Here is an 18949-nt window from a genome sequence, read left to right as displayed (position 1 = left end):
TAATTTCATACACGAGCTTCGTGCACGGGCCTCATGCTTCATGAGCCCGATGCCCTGCGGCTCGTGTCCGTCCATCGAACCCCACCGACCCGCAGGAGCCTCCATGTCCCTCGTCGACACCCTGTCCCTGATCCCGGCCCAAGCCGCCGGCGAAGCGAACCCGCTGATGAGCATGCTGCCCATCATCCTGATGTTCGTCATCCTGTATTTCCTGATGATCCGTCCGCAGATGAAGCGCCAGAAGGACCACAAGAAGATGGTCGAAGCCCTGGCCAAGGGGGATGAAATCATCATGACGGGCGGCATGCTGGGCAAGATCAGCAAGGTCAGCGACAACTACCTGACCGTCGAAATCGCGCAGTCGGGCGACAAGGCCGTGGAAACCATCGTGCAGCGCAGCGCCGTCACGGCCGTGCTGCCCAAGGGCACGATCAAGTCGCTCTAGGACCTGTTCGCCCGGCGGGCGCCGCCCCCGCGGCGCCTCGTCTCTCCAGACCCGCCCCACCCGATCGACCATGAACCGCTACCCTCTCTGGAAATACCTCATCGTTCTGGCCGCCGTCCTGATCGGCGTGCTCTACACGCTGCCCAACCTCTACGGTGAATCGCCGGCGGTCCAGATCGCGGGAGCCAAGACGGCCGTCAAGGTCGATCAGAACACCCTGTCGCGGGCCGAGCAGGTCCTGGACCAGGCCGGCCTGCAGCCGACCGCCGGCTCCTTCGAGATGAACGGCCCGGTCGGCACGGTGCGGCTGCGCTTCGACTCCACCGACACCCAGCTCAAGGCCAAGGACCAGCTCGAAAAGGCCCTGAACCCGGACCCGCAGAACCCCGACTACACCATCGCCCTGAACCTGATGTCGGCCTCGCCGAACTGGCTCTCATCCCTGGGCGCGCACCCGATGTACCTGGGCCTGGACCTGCGCGGCGGCGTGCACTTCCTGCTCCAGGTGGACATGCAGGGCGCCCTGACCAGCCGCTACGATTCCATGGCGGGCGAGGCGCGCACCACGCTGCGCGACGCCAAGCTCAAGGTCGAGGACGTCGAGCGCAACCAGCAGTCGGTGCGCGCCACCTTCGCCACCCAGGCCGACCGCGACGCCGCCGTCGACGCGCTGCGCCGCGCGATGCCCGAAATGGTCTTCACGACCGGGCAGTCCGGCGAGCAGTGGCTGGTGGACGGCACGCTCAGCCCGGCCGCCATCACCCAGGTCCAGGACAACGCCCTGAAGCAGAACATCCAGACGCTGCACAACCGGATCAACGAACTCGGCGTGGCCGAGCCCGTGATCCAGCAGCAGGGCGGCGACCGCATCGTGGTCCAGCTGCCGGGCGTGCAGGACGTGGCCAAGGCCAAGGACATCCTGGGCCGCACCGCCACCCTGGAAATCCACATGGTGGACGACTCGCCCACCGCCACGGCCGCGCTGGCCTCGGGCCGCGTGCCCTTCGGCCTGGTGCGCTACACCGACCGCGACGGCCGCCCCCTGCTGCTGCGCCGCCAGGTGATCCTGACGGGCGAGAACCTGCAGGACGCCCAGCCCGGCCGCGACCATCAGACCCAGCAGCCCACCGTCAACCTGACGCTGGACTCCAAGGGCGCGCGCATCTTCCGCGACGTGACGCGCGACAACATCGGCAAGCGCATGGCCATCGTGCTGTTCGAGAACGGCAAGGGCGAAGTCGTCACCGCCCCGGTGATCCGCTCCGAGATCCCCGGCGGCCAGGTGCAGATCTCCGGCAGCATGACCGCGCAGGAAGCCGCCGACGTGGCCCTGCTGCTGCGCGCCGGCTCGCTGGCGGCGCCGATGCACATCATCGAGGAACGCACCATCGGCCCGAGCCTGGGCGCCGCCAACATCAAGCAGGGCTTCGACTCGACGCTGTACGGCTTCACCGCCATCGCGATCTTCATCATCCTGTACTACCACCTGTTCGGTCTGTTCTCCACCCTGGGCCTGAGCTTCAACGTGCTGCTGCTGCTGGCGGTGCTGTCCATGCTGCAGGCCACGCTGACCCTGCCCGGCATCGCCGCCATCGCCCTGACGCTGGGGATGGCGATCGACGCCAACGTGCTGATCAACGAGCGCATCCGCGAGGAACTGCGCGCCGGGCTGCCGCCCCAGCAGGCCATCCACCTGGGCTTCGACCGCGCCTGGGCGACGATCTTCGACTCCAACCTCACCAGCCTGATCGTGGGCGTCGCCCTGCTGGCCTTCGGCACCGGCCCGGTGCGCGGCTTCGCCGTGGTGCACTGCATCGGCATCCTGACCTCGATGTTCTCGTCGGTGGTCGGCGTGCGCGCCCTGGCCAACCTGTGGTATGGCCGCCAGCGCAAGCTGAAGTCGATCTCCATCGGCCAGATCTGGAAACCCAAGCAGGACTGACGGGCCCGCGCCCCGAGCCCGTCCACCCCGCACCCAGGACACATCATGGAATTCTTCCGCATCCATCGCACCATCCCGTTCATGCGGCATGCGCTGATCCTGAACGTCATCAGCCTGCTGACCTTTCTGGCCGCCGTCTTCTTCATCGCCACCCGGGGATTCCACCTGTCGATCGAATTCACCGGCGGCACGGTGATGGAGGTCCACTACGAGCAGTCCGCGCCGGTGTCCGAGATCCGCACGGCCATCGACGCCCTGGGCTACACCGACTTCCAGGTGCAGAACTTCGGCACCTCGCAGGACGTGATGATCCGCCTGCCGGTGCGCCCGAACGAAGACACCGCCGCCCAGAGCCGCACCGTGCTGTCGGCCCTGCAGGCGCAGAACCCCGGCGTGCAGTTGCGCCGCGTGGAATTCGTGGGGCCGCAGGTCGGCCAGGAACTGCTGCACAACGGCCTGATGGCGCTGCTCTTCGTGGTGGTCGGCATCATGGTGTACCTGGCCGTGCGCTTCGAGTGGAAGCTGGCGGCCTCGTGCGCGCTGGCGAACCTGCACGACGTGGTGATCATCCTGGGCTTCTTCGCCTTCTTCCAGTGGGAATTCTCGCTGTCGGTGCTGGCCGGGGTGCTGGCGGTGCTGGGCTACTCGGTGAACGAATCCGTGGTGGTGATGGACCGGATCCGCGAAAACTTCCGCAAGCAGCGCAAGGCCTCGGTGCGCGAGATCATCAACGCCTCGATCACGCAGAACATCTCCCGGACGGTGATCACGCACGGCTCGACGCAGATGATGGTGCTGTCGATGTTCTTCTTCGGCGGGCCGACGCTGCACAACTTCTCGCTCGCCCTGACGATCGGGATCTGGTTCGGCATCTATTCGTCGGTGTTCGTGGCCGCCGCCCTGGCGATGTGGATGGGCATCAAGCGCGAGGACCTGGTCAAGCCGGTCAAGAAGGACGGGCCCGAGGTCGAGCTCGGATAACGTCCCCCGTTCTCCCGCGCCACGCACGGGGCCGGCCTCTTCGGATGGCCGGCCCTGTTTTTTTGGGTTCTCGATCCATGCGGGATGACGCAGCGGGGATGCTCGCCGCATGGAGCATCGCTTTCTTGACCCGCGCGCGTCGGCGGGCGGTTCCCCTCCGCCTTGCCGGCGCCTCGCGCGGTTGTCGGGGAACCGCTCGCCGACGCGCGCTCCGTCAGGGCATGTCCAAGACTCTGCAGGACCCTGACTGGGGGTTGACCACGACAGGCAACGGCAAATCGGGGATTTTTCCTCAGTGACAAACCTGATCAAAATCACCCAAATACGCTTTCATAGCAGCCCCTCCCCCTGCATCATGACTTCCATCGCCAACCCGATGGACACCGATCATGGGCAAGACCGATGCCGCCTACCGACGCCTGTTCGAGCACCCCGCCATGGTGCGCGATCTGATGGCCTGCACACTCTCCGCCACGCTGTTCGATGCCCTGGACTGGAATGGCGCGCAATCCGTCCCGACCAATTACATCAGCGACCGATTGAAAAAACGATCAGGCGACATCGCCTGGCTGATTTCCCGCCGACGCAGGCCAGGGGACGCATCGCCACCAGGCTATCTGTGCATTCTGCTGTTGCTGGAACATCAGAGCGAATCCGATGCGACGATGCCGCTGCGTACCGCCGTCTACACGGGCCTGTCGTATCAGTCCCTATTGCGGGCCCTCCACATCGAACTGCCCTTGCCGCCGGTACTGCCTGTCGTGCTGTACAGCGGCACCACGCCCTGGCGGGCCTCGCCGGACATGGCTGGCCTGATCGCCGACATGCCCAACGATCTGCGGCCCTATCAGTTGCAGATGCGTTATCTGCTGGTGGAAGAACGTGCCCTGTTGCAAGCCGGCGGATTGCCCGACACGAACCTGGCCGCCCTGATGTTCCGCCTGGGCGCCAGCCGGGAGATTGAGCAATGGCGGGCTTTGGTGCACACTCTCGTTCAGGCGACCCAGGGCCCTGAATTCCAGGAACTGAATCGCAGCATGACAGCCTGGCTACTGCTGGTGGCCCAATCCAACGCCGCCCTCGACGAACCCCTGCCCCCCGTCAATACTCTGGAGGAACTGGCCATGATGATCAGCGAAAAACCCGGCGTCTGGGCGCAACAGTGGAAACAGGAAGGCAGGTTGGAAGGCAAACTGGAAGGCCAGGCCGACCTGCTGCTGCGCCTGATCGAACGGCGCTTCGGGCCCATCCCTGACGACGTGACGCAACGCGTCCAGAACGCCACGGAATCGCAGCTGATGCTGTGGTCCTTGAATTTCGTGGACGCTCCTTCATTGGACGACGTGTTCCACGACTGAACGGATCATCCGGATCAGGGCCGGCCTCTTCGGATGGCCAGCCCTGTTTTTTTGGGCTCTCGACCCATGCGGGATGATGCAGCGGGGATGCTCGCCGCATGGAGCATCGCTTTCTAAACCCGCGCGCGGCGACGGGCGGTTCCCCTCCGCCCTGCTCGGCGGTCCTCCCTGCGGTCGGACTGCCCGGCCCTTCCTCGCCCGGCCGAGCGGCGGGCGAACTCGCTGCTGCGCGGCTCGGACACGCCCGCCGACTTCCCCCGGCCTCCCTTCGGAAGCCGCCGGCGCCTCGCGCGGTTGTCGGGGAACCACCCGCCACCACGCGCTCCAGTGGATTCACCAGGCACGGAACCGCCCGTCGCCGCGCGCGGATTCAGAACCCGAATCCAATCACGCTCCCCTTGTACACGCGGCAGCCTCCGGCATCCCGGCTTCACACAGTACAATCAAGGGTTTCCACACTCCGCCCCCGGGATGTAAACCCGTCACGGCACCGCCATGCAAGAAACCACCCTGCGCCGCGCCGGCCTCGCGCCCGCCGCTGCATCCGCCCCCTCCCCCGCGGACTCCGCCGGCGAAGAAGCCCTGGCCGCCCTGCTGCAGCCCGCCGAGCCCGGCCGCGTGAAGAAACTGTTCATCCGCACCTTCGGCTGCCAGATGAACGAATACGACTCCGAGAAAATGGCCGACGTGCTGCACGCGGCCAAGGGCGTGGAGCTCACCCAGAGTCCGGACGACGCCGACATCATCATCTTCAACACCTGTTCGGTGCGCGAGAAGGCCCAGGAAAAGGTCTTTTCCGACCTGGGCCGCGTGCAGCACCTGAAGCGGCTGAACCCCGACCTGGTGATCGGCGTGGGCGGCTGCGTGGCCAGCCAGGAAGGCGAGGCCATCGTGCGCCGCGCACCCTACGTGGACGTGGTGTTCGGCCCGCAGACCCTGCACCGCCTGCCGGAACTCATCGACCGGCGCCGCGCCACCGGCCAGTCCCAGGTGGACATCTCCTTCCCGGAAATCGAGAAGTTCGACGCCATGCCCCCCGCCCGTGTCGACGGGCCGGCGGCCTTCGTCTCCATCATGGAAGGCTGCAGCAAGTACTGCAGCTTCTGCGTCGTGCCCTACACCCGCGGGGCGGAAGTCTCGCGGCCGTTCGACGACGTGCTGGTGGAAATCGCCGACCTCGCCGACCAGGGCGTGCGCGAGGTCACCCTGCTGGGCCAGAACGTCAACGCCTACCGGGGCCCGGCCGGCGAGCACGGCGAGATCGCCGACTTCGCCATGCTGCTGGACTACGTGCACGACATCCCCGGCATCGAGCGCATCCGCTACACCACCTCGCACCCCAAGGAAATGACCGCGCGGCTGATCGAGGCGCACGGCCGGCTGCCCAAGCTCGTCCCCTTCCTGCACCTGCCGGTCCAGGCCGGCAGCGACCGGGTGCTGGCCGCCATGAAGCGCGGCTACACGGCGCTGGAATACAAATCCATCATCCGCCGCCTGCGCGCCGCGCGGCCCGACATGACGCTGTCCTCGGACTTCATCGTCGGCTTCCCCGGCGAGACCGAGGCCGACTTCCAGAAGACGCTGGACCTGGTGCGCCACGTGGGCTTCGACCAGTCCTTCTCCTTCGTGTATTCGCGCCGCCCGGGCACCCCGGCCGCCGACCTGCACGACGACACGCCGGAAGCCGAAAAGCTCGGCCGGCTGTACCGCCTGCAGGCCCTGATCAACGAGCAGGCCGCCGCCATCAGCCGCGCCATGGTCGGCAGCGTCCAGCGCCTGCTGGTCGAAGGCCCCTCGAAAAAGGATCCCCGCGACATGAAAGGCCGCACGGAAAACAACCGCATCGTCAACTTCGCCGGCCAGCCGCGCCTGATCGGCCAGATGGTGGACGTGCGCATCACCGAAGCCCTGGCCAACACCCTGCGCGGCGAGATCGTCACGACGGATTCGGCCGAGGCGCACGTCGCCCAGGGAGCGGCATGAGCACGAAAAACAGCACCAGAAGCGGTCCTAAGACCCCGGCCCGCCGCGCCGCCGCAACGGCTCCGGAAGCCCCCTCGAAGGCCGCCCGCCCGCTCGCCCTCCAGCTGGAGGCCGACAATGACCACCTGGCCAGTCTGTGCGGCCCGCTGGACGAGAACCTGCGCCAGATCGCCCAGGCCTACGGCGTGGAGATCGCCCGGCGCGGCACCCGCTTCACCGTCCGGGGCGTCCAGGCGCGGCCGGCCGCCCGGGCGCTGCGCTGGTTCCACGAACGCGCCGCCCAGGGGCCGCTGTCGCTGGACACCCTGCAGCTCGGCCTGGTGGAACTGGGCGCCCGCGCGGGCGGGGCTTCCGGCGGCGCGCCGGATCTGCCCGAACTGCCGCCCGTGGACGACGCCAGCCTGAGCCTGCGCACCCGCAAGACCGACCTGCGGCCGCGCACCCCGCGCCAGCGCGACTACCTGAACGCCATCCTCAAGCACGACGTCACTTTCGGCGTCGGGCCGGCCGGCACCGGCAAGACCTGGCTCGCCGTGGCCTGCGCCATCGACGCCCTGGAGCGCGAATCGGTGTCCCGGCTGGTGCTGACGCGCCCGGCCGTGGAGGCCGGCGAGCGCCTGGGCTTCCTGCCCGGCGACCTGGTCCAGAAGGTCGATCCCTACCTGCGGCCGCTCTACGACGCGCTGTACGACCTGCTGGGCTTCGAGCGCACGCAGCGCCTGTTCGAGAAACAGACCATCGAGATCGCCCCGCTGGCCTACATGCGCGGGCGCACCCTGAACCACGCCTTCATCATCCTCGACGAGGCGCAGAACACCACGCCGGAACAGATGAAGATGTTCCTCACGCGGATCGGCTTCGGCAGCAAGGCCGTCATCAACGGCGACCCGTCCCAGGTGGACCTGCCCAAGGGCCACCAGAGCGGCCTGCTGCACGCCCTGGACGTGCTCGACGACGTGCCAGGCATCGCCCAGACGCGCTTCACCAGCCGCGACGTGGTGCGCCACCCGCTGGTGGGCCGCATCGTCGAGGCCTACGAGCGGGCGGGCGACCATGTATCCTGATTTCACCCTGTCGGTCCAGTACGCGGTCCCGGCCCCGGCGCTGCCGCGCTGGCGCCTGCGGCGCTGGGTGGGGCGCGCGCTGGCGGCCGCCCTGGCGCCTCCCGACCCGCGCGCCGGCAGCCCGGTGGCCCTGACCCTGCGCATCGTCGACGCCGGGGAAGGCCGCGCCCTGAACGCCGCCTGGCGCGGCCGCGACGCCGCCACCAACGTCCTGACCTTCGAGTACGGCGCCGACCCTTCCGGGCTGATCAGCGGCGACATCGTGCTCTGCCTGTCGGTGCTGGAGCGCGAGGCGGCCGAACAGGGCAAGCCCCTGCTGCACCACGCCGCCCACCTGGTCACCCACGGCGTGCTGCACGCCCTGGGCCACGACCACATCGAGGCCGACGAGGCTGAGCGCATGGAGGCGCTGGAGACCCGCATCCTGGCCGCCCAGGACATCCCCGATCCCTACGCGACATGAACGGACGGACATAAGCGGACGGACATAAGGGGGCGGCATAAGCGGACAGCGCGAGCGGATCATCGGCCGTCCCGGCTGACGGGTCCGCAGCGGGCCGCCATCGGCCCCGCCTCGCCCGCCGAACGGCAGCCGCCGTTTATCGGTTATGCTACAGAATCCGTCACTCGTCCTCAGGACAATGCCCGACCCACACGCCTCCGACTCGGAGCCCCGACCTCCCCGGCCGGCACGTTCCCTTCTGTCCCGCTTCAAGGCCCTGCTGCGCCCCGCCCCGCCCGCGGACCGCGACGACATCCGCGCCGTCCTCGAAGCCGCCCACGACCACTCCGTCCTCGACGGGGAATCGTACGCCATGATCTCCGGGGCCCTCGCCGTCGCGGACAAGACCGTGGCCGACATCATGGTGTCGCGTGCGCGCATGGACCTGCTCGACATCTCCCGGCCGCTGCCGGAACTGATGCCGGCCATCACCGAGACCGGCCATTCGCGCTTCCCCGTCTACGAGGGCGACCGCGACAACATCGTCGGCGTGCTGCTCGCCAAGGACCTGCTGCTGGCCCTGGCGGACCACGCCCTGGACGTCCGCGCGCTGGTGCGCCCGCCCGTCTTCATCCCCGAATCCAAGCGCCTGAACGAACTGCTGCACGAATTCCGCGTGAGCCGCAATCACCTGGCCATCGTGATCGACGAGCACGGCGGCATCTGCGGCCTGGTGACCATGGAAGACGTGCTGGAGCAGATCGTCGGCGACATCGAGGACGAATTCGACGACGAGGGCGAAAAGACCATCTTCCGCACCGGCGAGAACAGCTGGCGCGCGATGGGCAGCACCGAGATCGAGGACTTCAACGAGACCTTCGGCACCCATCTGCCCGACGAGGACGCCGACACGCTCAACGGCTGGCTGGCCGCCGAGCTGGGCCACATCCCGCGGCGCGGCGAGCGCCTCGAACGCCGCGGCCTGGTCTTCACCGTCGTGAGCGCCGACGGCAAGCGGGCGCGCTGGCTGCACATCCAGCGGCAGGACCCGCCGCCGCCCGCTCCGGAACATGCCGCCTGATTCCGCGCCCGCGCCGCGCCCCGGTGCGCCGGACGCGCGGCGCGCGGGACGCGGCCGCCTGGCGGCGCTGCTGGCCGGCGCCCTGCAGGCGCTCTGCTTCGCGCCCGGCCCCCTGCCCGCCTGGAGCCTGCCCTTCGCGCAGATCGCCGCGCTGGCCGTCCTGGCGGCCCTGACCTTCGGCGCGCCCGATCCGCGCCGGGCGGCGGGCCTGGGCTGGCTGTTCGGGCTGGCCCAGTTCGGCATCGGCGTCTACTGGCTGACCACCAGCATGCACGAATTCGGCGGCCTGCCGCTGCCGCTGGCCATCGCCGCCCTGCTGCTGTTCGCGGCGGCCATGGCCGCCTACGCGGCGGGCGCCTGCGCCCTGACCGCCTGGCTGTGCGCCGGCCACGGCCATCCCGAACGGCGCGCCCCGCGCCAGATCCTCAACGCCGTCGCCTGGGCCTCGGCCTGGACGCTGGCCGAATGGCTGCGCGGCACGCTGTTCACGGGATTCACCTGGCTGAACGCCGGCTACGCGCACGCCGAAGGCATGTTCGCCGCCTGGGCGCCGTTCGCCGGGGTCTACGGCCTGGCCTGGCTGGCGGCGTTCTCCGCCGCCGCCGCCGCGCTGATGGCGCGCGCCAAGGACACCGCCTACGACCGCAGCGCGGCCGCCGTGGTGGGCCTGGCCCTGCTGGCCGGGCTGCTGGGCATCGCCTGGAGCCACGTCGAATGGGCCCGCCCGCTGGGCGAGCCCCTGATGGTGCGCCTGGTCCAGCCGGCCACCCCCCAGTCCGACAAGTTCCAGCCCGAGCTCTTCCGGCCCACCCAGGAACGCGTCCAGCGCCTGGCCGCGCTGCCCCCCAAGAGCGAGCCGGACCGCCCCGCCGTGGTGATCCTGCCGGAAACCGTGCTGCCGATCTTCCAGGACCAGGTGCCCGAGGCCGTCTGGCGGCAATGGCGGGCCGCCGCCGAATCGATGCGCGCGACCTTCGTGCTCGGGGCGCCGCTGCACGTCGCCACGCCGGCCGGCGACCGCTACACCAACGGCGCCATCGCCCTGCGCCCGCAGGCCGGATCATCGGCCCCGGCCGGCGGCGACTGGCACTACGACAAGCGCCACCTGGTGCCCTTCGGCGAATTCATTCCCCCCGGCTTCCACTGGTTCGTGCGCGCCATGCAGATCCCACTGGGCGACTTCGACCGCGGGCCGGCGCGCCAGCCGCCGCTGGCGGTCGGCGGCCAGCGCCTGGCCATCGACATCTGCTACGAGGACACCTTCGGCGAGGAAATCGCCGCCACGGTCGCGCCCGACGGCGCCGATGCGCCGGGCGCCAGCATCCTGGTCAACCTGAGCAACCTGGCCTGGTTCGGCGACGGCTGGGCGCTGCGCCAGCACCTGTGGATCGCCCGCATGCGGGCCCTGGAAACCGCGCGCCCCGTGGTGCGCGCCACCAACACCGGCGCCACCGCCGTCATCGACGCCCGCGGCCAGGTGCGGGGCGCGCTCGAACCGGGCCGCCCGGGCGTCCTGGACGCCGAGGTCCAGGGCACCGAGGGGCTGACGCCCTACGTGCGCTGGGGCAATGCGCCGATCCTCGCCTGGACGCTGCTAGGACTGCTGCTGGCCGTCCGGGCGCGGCGGCGCAAAGAACCGGCATCCCCGCCGGCGCCGGCGGACGCGCCCTAGCCGCCGGCCTGCCTGCGCAGGCGCTGCTCGAAGGCTGCCTGGTCCAGCGGCTCGTCGAACCAGTAGCCCTGGCCCTCGTCGCAGCCCGCGTCGCGCAGCAGCTCGTACTGGGCCTGGCTGACGATGCCCTCGGCGGTGACCCGCAGGCCCAGCCGGTGCGCCAGGGCGATGATGGCTTCGCTCACCATGGGGGCGTGCTCGCCGTCCAGCAGGCGCTCGGTCGTCGCGCGTTCGAGCTTGAGGGTCTCGAACGGCAGTTCGTTCACCGCCAGCAGGGCCGGCATGCCGATCGACACCGCGCCCACGCTGAAGCGCAGTCCGGCCTCGTGCAGGCGCCGCAGCCGGTCCTGCGCCTGCGGATCCTCGGTCATGAGCATCTGCTCGCTGAGTTCCAGCACCAGGCAGTCCGGCGGCAGATCCAGCGCATCGAACAGCCCGAACACGACGTCCAGCCCGGCGTCCTCCAGGCCGAGCTGGCCGGGCGAGACGTTGATCGTCAGGCGCAGGTCCGGCGCCAGGGCCTCGCGCCAGCGGGCCAGCTGGCGGATCGATTCGCGGAACACCCAGTCGCCCAGCGGCCGGATCAGCAGGCGCTCCTCGGCGAAGGGAATGAAGTCCGCCGGGACGATCACGCCGAACTCCGGATGCCGCCAGCGCAGCAGGACTTCGGCCTGCACGATGCGCCCCGTGCGGAAGGAGTGGATCGGCTGGAACAGGAGGAAGAACTGCGAATCCTGGATGGCCTGCGGCAGGGCGTACATCAGGTCGCGCTGCATGCGCGCGCGTTCGCGCATGCTCCGGTCGAAGTAATGGAAGCAGTTCCGGCCGGAATCCTTGGCGACGTACATCGCCATGTCCACGTGGCGCATCAGGGACTCGGCATCCTCGGCGTCCTGCGGATACAGCGCCCCCCCCAGGCTGGCCGAGATTCGCAGCGGATCGCCGCCCAGGCGGTAGGGCTCGGTGATGCGGTCGAGGATGGCGCGGCACAGCGCGTCGATCCGCGCCTTGTCCGCGGTGTCGTTCAGGATGACGACGAATTCGTCGCCGCCCAGGCGCGCCACGAAGCTGGTCTCGGGCGGCGCGCAGGACTGCAGGCGCCGGGCGACCTCGACCAGCAGCCGGTCGCCCGTCGCGTGCCCCATGGAATCGTTGATCTCCTTGAACAGGTCCAGATCCAGGAACAGCAGCGCCAGGGGCTGGCCCGACTGGTCCGCCGACTGGACGGCGGCCTGCAGGCGCTCGTTGAAATACTGGCGGTTCGGCAGGCCGGTCAGGGGATCGTGGTGCGCCTGGTTCCAGATCTGCGCCTCGATCTGCTTTTTCTGCGTCACGTCGCTGAGCATCGCCACCCGGCAGTTGACCGAGCCGTCGTGGTTCCAGGCCGTGTCCATGACCACGCGCTCGGCATAGTCCTCGCCCGACTTGCGCTGGCTCCAGTATTCGCCTTCCCAGCGTCCCTGGGTGTTGATGGCATGCCACATCTCGTCGTAGAAATCGCGGTTGTGGCGGCCCGGCCGCAGCAGCGGCAGCAGCTCGCCGGCGATCTCGTCGGGCCAGAAGCCCGTCATCCGCGAATAGGCCGGATTGACGTCGATGACCACCCCGGCCGAATCGGTGATGGCGATGGCCTCGCTGCTGTTCTCGTAGGCGATGGCGGCGAGCTGGGCCGAGGACTCGGCCTGCTTGCGCTCGGTGATGTCCTGCACGATGCCGATGACCGAGACCTGCTCGCCCACCCGCACGGTCGAGCTGAACACCTCGATGTCGATCTCCGAACCGTCCTTGCGGCGGCCATGGCGCTCGAAGCGCAGCGTGCCGTCCCGCCGGCTCTGGCTGGCCTTGATCGATTCGGCCATCAGGAAGCGCTCGCGCGGCACCACGATGGTCAGCAGCGTCATGGCGTCGACCATCTCGCGCGGCTCGTAGCCGAAGATCTCGGCCATCTTGCTGCTGACGAAGGTGAAGCGCTCGTTCTCGACCAGGAAGATCCCCACGATGGAGTTCGAGGCCAGGCCCTGGAAGATGGTGTCGGCCCGCAGCAGGCCCGCCTGATCCTCGCGCATCTTGGCCAGCAGGTCGTGGACCTGCCGGATGCCGTCGTTGAAATCCTGCGCCACCTGGCCGAGCTCGCCCTTGCCCCGATAGCCGATGCGGGCGTCGTAGTGTCCCTGGACCAGCTGCCGGCAGGCGATGCGCAGTTCGCGCAGGGGCCGGACCAGATGGCGGCGCAGCAGCAGGTACAGGCCCAGCAGCAGGATCAGGTTCAGCAGCGCCAGCCCGCCGCTGGCCAGCAGGGCGCGGTCCTTGTCCTCGCGCAGCAGCGGCATCAGGACGTCGGCGCAGGCGTCGAGCGTGCCCAACAGGGTCTCGGCGTCGTCGGCCACCCACTGGCGCTGGACGATCTGGGGCAGTTCGCGCGCCTCGGCCGCGCGCTCGTCGCGCACGTAGGTGCCCAGCAGCACGGTCTGCAGCCGGCCGCGCAGGGTGACCCAGTCGCGCCGGATGCGGGGCAGGAAATCGCGCGAGGCCGGCTGCGCCAGGGCGGGGATCTCGCGGCCGTCGATGACGCCGCCCTGGTCCAGGGCCTGCAGGGCGCGATCCATGAAGTCCATTTCCTGGCTGAGCTGGCCCGCCTGCACCAGGGCGCCGTCGGACAGGCGCATCGCCCGCACCGCCAGCTGCTGGCTGGCGGCGCGCATGCGGTCCAGGGTGACGGCCTGGTCGAGCGCGCTCTCGTAGCGCGACAGCAGGGAATGCACGGCGGCGGCATTGCCCAGCACGAAGACCAGCATGAACAGGAAAAAGACGGCTGCCGCCGTGCCCGGTCCGAAGGAGGATCGGACCGCCGGCCATGCCACGTGCGATGTGTGAGGGCTCATGCCTTCCCTGTCAGATGAACGGCGGCGGCAGCGGGCCGATGCGCGGCCCGGGACGCCATCCTCTGGCATGGTACTGGATGCGTGGGAAAGGACAACACGCTAACAACCGGAATCCAGGGGCGGATATCGGGGTTTTGATTTCGCGCAGCCGGGGCCCACACCAGGCGGGCCGGAGCCGGGCAGGGTTTGATAACGTAGGGATGTGCCCCCGGAAATTCGACGCATGGACATGCCCGCGAGGCCCGCGCGGCACCAACGTTCCGGATCCGACATCCGGGAACCGACGTTCCAGCATTGACAGAGGCAGCATGCCGCATGACCCAGGACGACTCCTTCATTAAAGCCGATCCCGCATCGACCGATACCGCGGCGGCCCCCACCGACTGGCATGGCCGCAGCGCGGAATTCGCGGCGCGCGCGCTCGGATCGCCCGAGGGCGGCCTGTCCGAAGCCGAAGCCGGGGCCCGCCTGCGGGTGCACGGCCGCAACGAGCTGGCCGCCGCCCGGCGCCGCCATCCCCTGCTGCGGCTGCTGCGCCAGTTCCACAACCTGCTGCTCTACCTCATGATCGCGGCGGGCATCATCACGGCGCTGCTGGGCGCATGGGTGGACGCCGCCGTGCTGTGGGCCGCCGCGCTCGTCAACGTCCTGATCGGCTTCGTCCAGGAGGGCAAGGCCGAGAACGCCCTGGCGGCCATCCGCGGCATGCTCCCGCCGCACGCCACGGTGATCCGCGAGGGCAGGCGGCGGGTGATGGACGCGGCGTTCCTCGTGCCCGGCGACCGCGTCGTCATCGCCTCGGGCGACCGCGTGCCGGCCGACCTGCGCCTGGTCCATGCGCGCGACCTGCGCCTGGACCAGGCCTCTCTGACGGGGGAATCGCTGGCGGTGGAAAAAACCACGGCGCCGGTCGCCGCGGATGCCGCACTCGCCGAGCGCGACGGCATGGGCTATTCCGGCACGCTGGTGGTCGGCGGCCAGGGCGTGGGCATCGTGACGGCCACCGGCCTGCAGACGGAGATCGGGCGCATCACGCGGATGATCAGCGGCGTGGAGAGCGCGGGCACGCCGCTGATGCGCAAGCTCGACCGCTTTTCCGCCCGCCTGGCCAGCGTCATCCTCGGCATCGCGGTGCTGACCTTCGCCTTCGGCGTCCTGCTGGGCGGCCATCCCGTCGCCGACATGTTCGTCATGACGGTGGCGCTGGTGGCGTCGGCCATCCCCGAGGGCCTGCCCGCCATCATGACCATCATCCTGGCCCTGGGCGTGCAGCGCATGGCGCGCCAGAAGGCCATCATCCGCCGCCTGCCCGCGGTGGAAACGCTGGGCTCGGTCACCATCATCTGCACCGACAAGACCGGCACCCTGACGCGCAACGAAATGACGGTGCAGCTCGTCGTCACGGGCGCCGGAGTCTACCGGGCCTCGGGCGTGGGCTATGCCCCCGAAGGCGAAATCGCCGCCGACGGCGGCGGGCCCGGCGCCGCCCGCCGCGGCGATCTGCTGCCGGCCCTGCAGGCCGGCATGCTGTGCAACGACAGCGTGCTGGAACGGCGCGAAGACGGCTGGCACATCGTGGGCGACCCCACGGAAGGCGCCCTGCTGGTGCTGGGCGCGAAGGGCGGCCTGGACCTCGCCGCGCTGTCGAAGGAATGGCCGCGGCTGGACTCCATTCCCTTTGAATCGGAAAACCGCTACATGGCCACGCACCACAAGGACGCCGGCAGCACGGACTGGATCCTCGTGAAGGGCGCGCCGGAGCGCGTGCTCTCCATGTGCCGCTGGCAGCTCGGCGGCGAAGGCCCGCAGCCATTGGACGTGGACTACTGGCGGCGCATGGTCAACGACATCGCCGCGCGCGGCCTGCGCCTGCTGGCCCTGGCCCGCAAGGCCGCCGGACCGGCGGACGGCCCGCTCTCGCCCGCCGACATGGAGGACGGCTTCGTCATGCTGGCGCTGGCCGGCATCATCGATCCGCCGCGCGCCGAGGCCATCGCGGCGGTGAAGCAATGCCACGCCGCGGGCATCCGGGTGAAGATGATCACCGGCGACCACGCCGACACCGCCCGCGCCGTGGGCGCCCAGCTGGGCATCGGCGTGGGCAGGCCGGCGGTCACGGGCCCGGAAATCTCCCTGCTGGACGACGCCGGGCTGCGCCTCGTGGTGGCCGACGTGGACATCTTCGCCAGGGCCAGTCCCGAACACAAGCTGCGGCTGGTGCAGGCGCTGCAGGACAACGGCAACATCGTCGCCATGACCGGCGACGGCGTGAACGACGCGCCCGCCCTGAAGCAGGCCGACGTCGGCATCGCCATGGGCCTGAAAGGCACGGATGCCGCGCGCGAGGCGGCGGACATGACGCTGGCCGACGACAATTTCGCCACCATCGCGGCCGCGGTGCGCGAAGGGCGCGCCGTGTACGACAACCTGCGCAAGTTCATCCTGTTCATGCTGCCCACCAACGGCGGCGAAGCCCTGGTGGTCATCGCGGCCCTGCTGCTCGGTCTCGCCCTGCCGCTCACCCCCGCCCAGGTGCTCTGGATCAACATGGTCACGGCGGGCACGCTGGGCATCGCGCTGGCGTTCGACGCGCCGGACGACAACATCATGCTGCGGCCGCCGCGCCCCCCCGAAGAGCCCCTGTTCACCGCATTCTTCCTGTGGCGGCTGGTCCTGGTGTCGCTGCTGATGATGCTCGGCGCGCTGGCCCTCTTCCTGTACAAGCTCGACAGCGGCGCCGGCATCGAGGTGGCGCGCACCATGGCCGTCAACACCATCGTGCTGTGCGAAGTGGTCTACCTGATCAACAGCCGGCGGCTGCGGCGCAGCGTGCTCGACCGGGAGGGCCTGTTCGGCAACCCCTACGCGCTGCTCACCATGGCGATCGCCGTGCTCCTCCAGTTCGTCTACATCCACTGGAGCCCCATGCACCGCATCTTCGGCTCCGCCGCGCTGAGCGCGGGAGAATGGCTGCTCACCCTGGCCGCCGCGCTGGTGCTCTTCTTCGCCGTGGAAGCCGAGAAGCTCATCGCCCAGCGGCTGCGGGCCGCCCGGACCTGAAAAGGCCCGCGGCGGGCGGGCGCCCTGGCCCGTCAGGAACTCAGTCCTCTTCGACGAAGGCCGTCGCGCGCTGTTTCCGTATGGACGGCAGCGCGACGAGGACCACCAGCAGGACCGCCGCGGCCAGCAGCGAGGCGGTCAGGGGCCGGCTGACGAACGTCGTGTAATCCCCGCGCGACAGCAGCAGGGCGCGCCGGAAGTTCTCCTCCATCATGGGGCCGAGCACGAGCCCGAGCAGCAGGGGCGCACCCTCGCAGCGCAGCTTGGACCACACGTAGCCGACCAGGCCGAAGAACGCCGTCAGGTAGATGTCGAAGACGTTGCCGTTGAGCGAATACACCCCGATGACGCAGAACACCAGGATGGCGGGAAAAAGGATGCGGTAAGGGACTTTCAGCAGCTTGATCCAGAGCCCGATCAGCGGCAGATTGAGCACCAGCAGCATCAGGTTGCCGATCCACATCGAGACGATCAGGGCCCAGAACAGCTGCGGGTGGTTGCTCATCACCTGCGGGCCGGGCGAGATGTTGTGGATGGTCATGGCGCCGATCATCAGCGCCATGACCGCATTGCCCGGGATGCCGAGCGTCAGCAAGGGGATGAACGAGGTCTGGGCGGCCGCGTTGTTGGCCGATTCCGGGCCCGCCACGCCCGCCGGATGGCCCTTGCCGAACCTTTCCGGCTGCGCGGACATTTTCTTTTCGAGCGAGTAGGAGGCGAAGGAGGACAGCACGGCGCCGCCGCCCGGCAGGATGCCCAGCGCGGAGCCCAGCAGCGTGCCGCGGATCGCGGCCGGCCAGGCTTCCTTGAATTCCTGCCGGCTGGGATACAGGCTGCCGACCTTGTCGATCATGTCGATGCGGTTTTCCCGCTGCTCCAGGTTCGTCATGATCTCGGCGAAGCCGAACACCCCCATGGCGACGATGGCGAAATCGATGCCGTCCTGCAGTTCCGGCAGCCCGAAGTCGTAGCGGATCACCCCGGAATTGACGTCGGACCCGACCATCCCCAGCAGCAGGCCCAGCACGACCATGGCGATGGCCTTGGGCAGGGAGCCGGAGGCGAGCACCACGGCCCCTACCAGCCCCAGCACCATCAGGGAAAAATATTCCGCGGGCCCGAACTCGAAGGCGATCGCCGCCAGCGGCGGCGCGAAGGCCGCCAGCAGGACCGTGGCGACGCAGCCGGCGAAGAAGGAGCCCAGCGCCGCGAGGGCCAGGGCGGCGCCGGCGCGCCCGTTGCGGGCCATCTGGTGCCCGTCCAGCACCGTGACGACCGCAGAGGTCTCCCCGGGCAGGGCCACCAGCACCGCGGTGGTCGAGCCGCCGTACTGCGCGCCGTAGTAGATGCCGGCGAGCATGATGAGCCCCGCGGTGGGCGGCAGCACGTAGGTGACCGGCAGCAGCATGGCGATGGTGGGCACCGGCCCGATGCCGGGCAGCACGCCGATCAGCGTGCCCAGCAGGCAACCGAGGAAGGCGTACATCAGGTTCTCGGGCGTGAAGGCGACCGACAGGCCGAGCATCAGGTGGTCGAACAGTTCCATCGCGGTTCCTCAACGGCCCAGGCCGAAGGGCCACAGGGGGAAAACCAGCCCCAGCCCCTTGATGAAGGCGAGATACGCGAACACGGCCAGGAACGCGCCGTTGCCGGCCGCGACCCTCCAGTCGAAATCGCGGCCCGCCAGGCTGCCGAGGACGACCAGCAGAAAGATGGACACATACACGCCCAGGGGTTCGAGCGCCGCGCCGTACAGGACAACGGTGCCGACGATCCAGCCGGCGACGCGCCAGTCGAACCGCTCGATCCGGCTCCCGGCGGCGCGCGGCGACAGGGCGGCCAGCGCAATGCCCGCGCCCAGGACCGCCAGGAGGATGCCCAGCCAGAACGGGAAATATCCCGGCCCCATGTGGGCGGCCGTCCCGCGGGCATAGCCCGTCGCGCGCCAGGCGAAGAAGGCGCCGGCGGCCAGGAACATCAATCCCGACCAGAAATCCTGTTCAGACCGTATTTTCATGGTCTCCGTCTCCTCTTATTGA

The 18949-nt window shown here is 69.3% G+C and carries 13 protein-coding genes; 10 read left to right on the top strand and 3 right to left on the bottom strand.

The window, feature by feature from the left end; translation table 11 throughout:
- Window positions 1-103 precede the first annotated feature (103 nt).
- The 9 genes from yajC to lnt all read left to right on the top strand — a co-directional run bounded on the left by yajC (window position 104) and on the right by lnt (window position 10968).
- Complete coding sequence (gene yajC / locus HNR28_RS03525) at window positions 104-445, top strand: preprotein translocase subunit YajC (protein ID WP_043684269.1); 342 nt, start codon at window positions 104-106, stop codon at window positions 443-445.
- Window positions 446-515: 70 nt separating this feature from the next.
- Window positions 516-2387, top strand: coding sequence for a protein translocase subunit SecD (secD, locus tag HNR28_RS03520; RefSeq protein ID WP_151024467.1), 1872 nt, complete (start codon window positions 516-518; stop codon window positions 2385-2387).
- A gap of 45 nt (window positions 2388-2432) precedes the next feature.
- Window positions 2433-3368 carry a protein translocase subunit SecF gene (gene secF, locus HNR28_RS03515; protein ID WP_151024468.1) on the top strand — a complete coding sequence of 312 codons (936 nt, stop codon included), beginning with the start codon at window positions 2433-2435 and terminating at the stop codon, window positions 3366-3368.
- A gap of 389 nt (window positions 3369-3757) precedes the next feature.
- A complete protein-coding gene (locus HNR28_RS03510) occupies window positions 3758-4726 on the top strand; it encodes an Rpn family recombination-promoting nuclease/putative transposase (protein WP_043684275.1) in 969 nt (322 codons plus the stop codon).
- A gap of 495 nt (window positions 4727-5221) precedes the next feature.
- Window positions 5222-6709, top strand: coding sequence for a tRNA (N6-isopentenyl adenosine(37)-C2)-methylthiotransferase MiaB (gene miaB, locus HNR28_RS03505; protein ID WP_151024469.1), 1488 nt, complete (start codon window positions 5222-5224; stop codon window positions 6707-6709).
- Complete coding sequence (locus HNR28_RS03500; RefSeq protein WP_084330719.1) at window positions 6706-7773, top strand: PhoH family protein; 1068 nt, start codon at window positions 6706-6708, stop codon at window positions 7771-7773. The genes miaB and HNR28_RS03500 overlap by 4 nt, the downstream gene beginning before the upstream one ends.
- Complete coding sequence (gene ybeY / locus HNR28_RS03495; protein WP_043684279.1) at window positions 7763-8236, top strand: rRNA maturation RNase YbeY; 474 nt, start codon at window positions 7763-7765, stop codon at window positions 8234-8236. The genes HNR28_RS03500 and ybeY overlap by 11 nt, the downstream gene beginning before the upstream one ends.
- A gap of 178 nt (window positions 8237-8414) precedes the next feature.
- Entirely contained in the window at window positions 8415-9296 is an 882-nt protein-coding gene (locus HNR28_RS03490) for an HlyC/CorC family transporter (protein ID WP_052355928.1), read from the top strand.
- On the top strand, window positions 9286-10968 hold the full coding sequence (lnt, locus tag HNR28_RS03485; RefSeq protein WP_184142491.1) for an apolipoprotein N-acyltransferase: 1683 nt from the start codon (window positions 9286-9288) through the stop codon (window positions 10966-10968). The genes HNR28_RS03490 and lnt overlap by 11 nt, the downstream gene beginning before the upstream one ends.
- Here lnt and HNR28_RS03480 read toward each other — a convergent pair.
- The gene (locus HNR28_RS03480) at window positions 10965-13850 is read right to left on the bottom strand and encodes a bifunctional diguanylate cyclase/phosphodiesterase (RefSeq protein WP_170288403.1); all 2886 of its coding nucleotides are present in this window, start codon (window positions 13848-13850) and stop codon (window positions 10965-10967) included. The genes lnt and HNR28_RS03480 overlap by 4 nt on opposite strands.
- A gap of 315 nt (window positions 13851-14165) precedes the next feature.
- Between HNR28_RS03480 and HNR28_RS03475 the strand changes: the two genes are divergently transcribed.
- Window positions 14166-16910: an HAD-IC family P-type ATPase gene (locus tag HNR28_RS03475; RefSeq protein WP_043684281.1), complete on the top strand. Its 2745-nt coding sequence runs from the start codon at window positions 14166-14168 to the stop codon at window positions 16908-16910.
- A 40-nt stretch (window positions 16911-16950) separates the two neighbouring features.
- Here the strand turns inward: HNR28_RS03475 and HNR28_RS03470 are convergent, their stop codons facing one another.
- Together HNR28_RS03470 and HNR28_RS03465 are read right to left on the bottom strand one after the other, a co-directional pair.
- Window positions 16951-18456: a tripartite tricarboxylate transporter permease gene (locus tag HNR28_RS03470; protein ID WP_043684283.1), complete on the bottom strand. Its 1506-nt coding sequence runs from the start codon at window positions 18454-18456 to the stop codon at window positions 16951-16953.
- Between the two features lie 9 nt (window positions 18457-18465).
- The gene (locus tag HNR28_RS03465) at window positions 18466-18927 is read right to left on the bottom strand and encodes a tripartite tricarboxylate transporter TctB family protein (RefSeq protein ID WP_043684284.1); all 462 of its coding nucleotides are present in this window, start codon (window positions 18925-18927) and stop codon (window positions 18466-18468) included.
- Window positions 18928-18949 lie beyond the last annotated feature (22 nt).

The sequence above is a fragment of the Castellaniella defragrans genome (assembly GCF_014203015.1).
GTDB classification, from domain to species: domain Bacteria; phylum Pseudomonadota; class Gammaproteobacteria; order Burkholderiales; family Burkholderiaceae_B; genus Castellaniella; species Castellaniella defragrans.
Note: the sequence above shows the minus strand (reverse complement) of the source record. Positions and strands in the feature narration are given on the sequence as shown.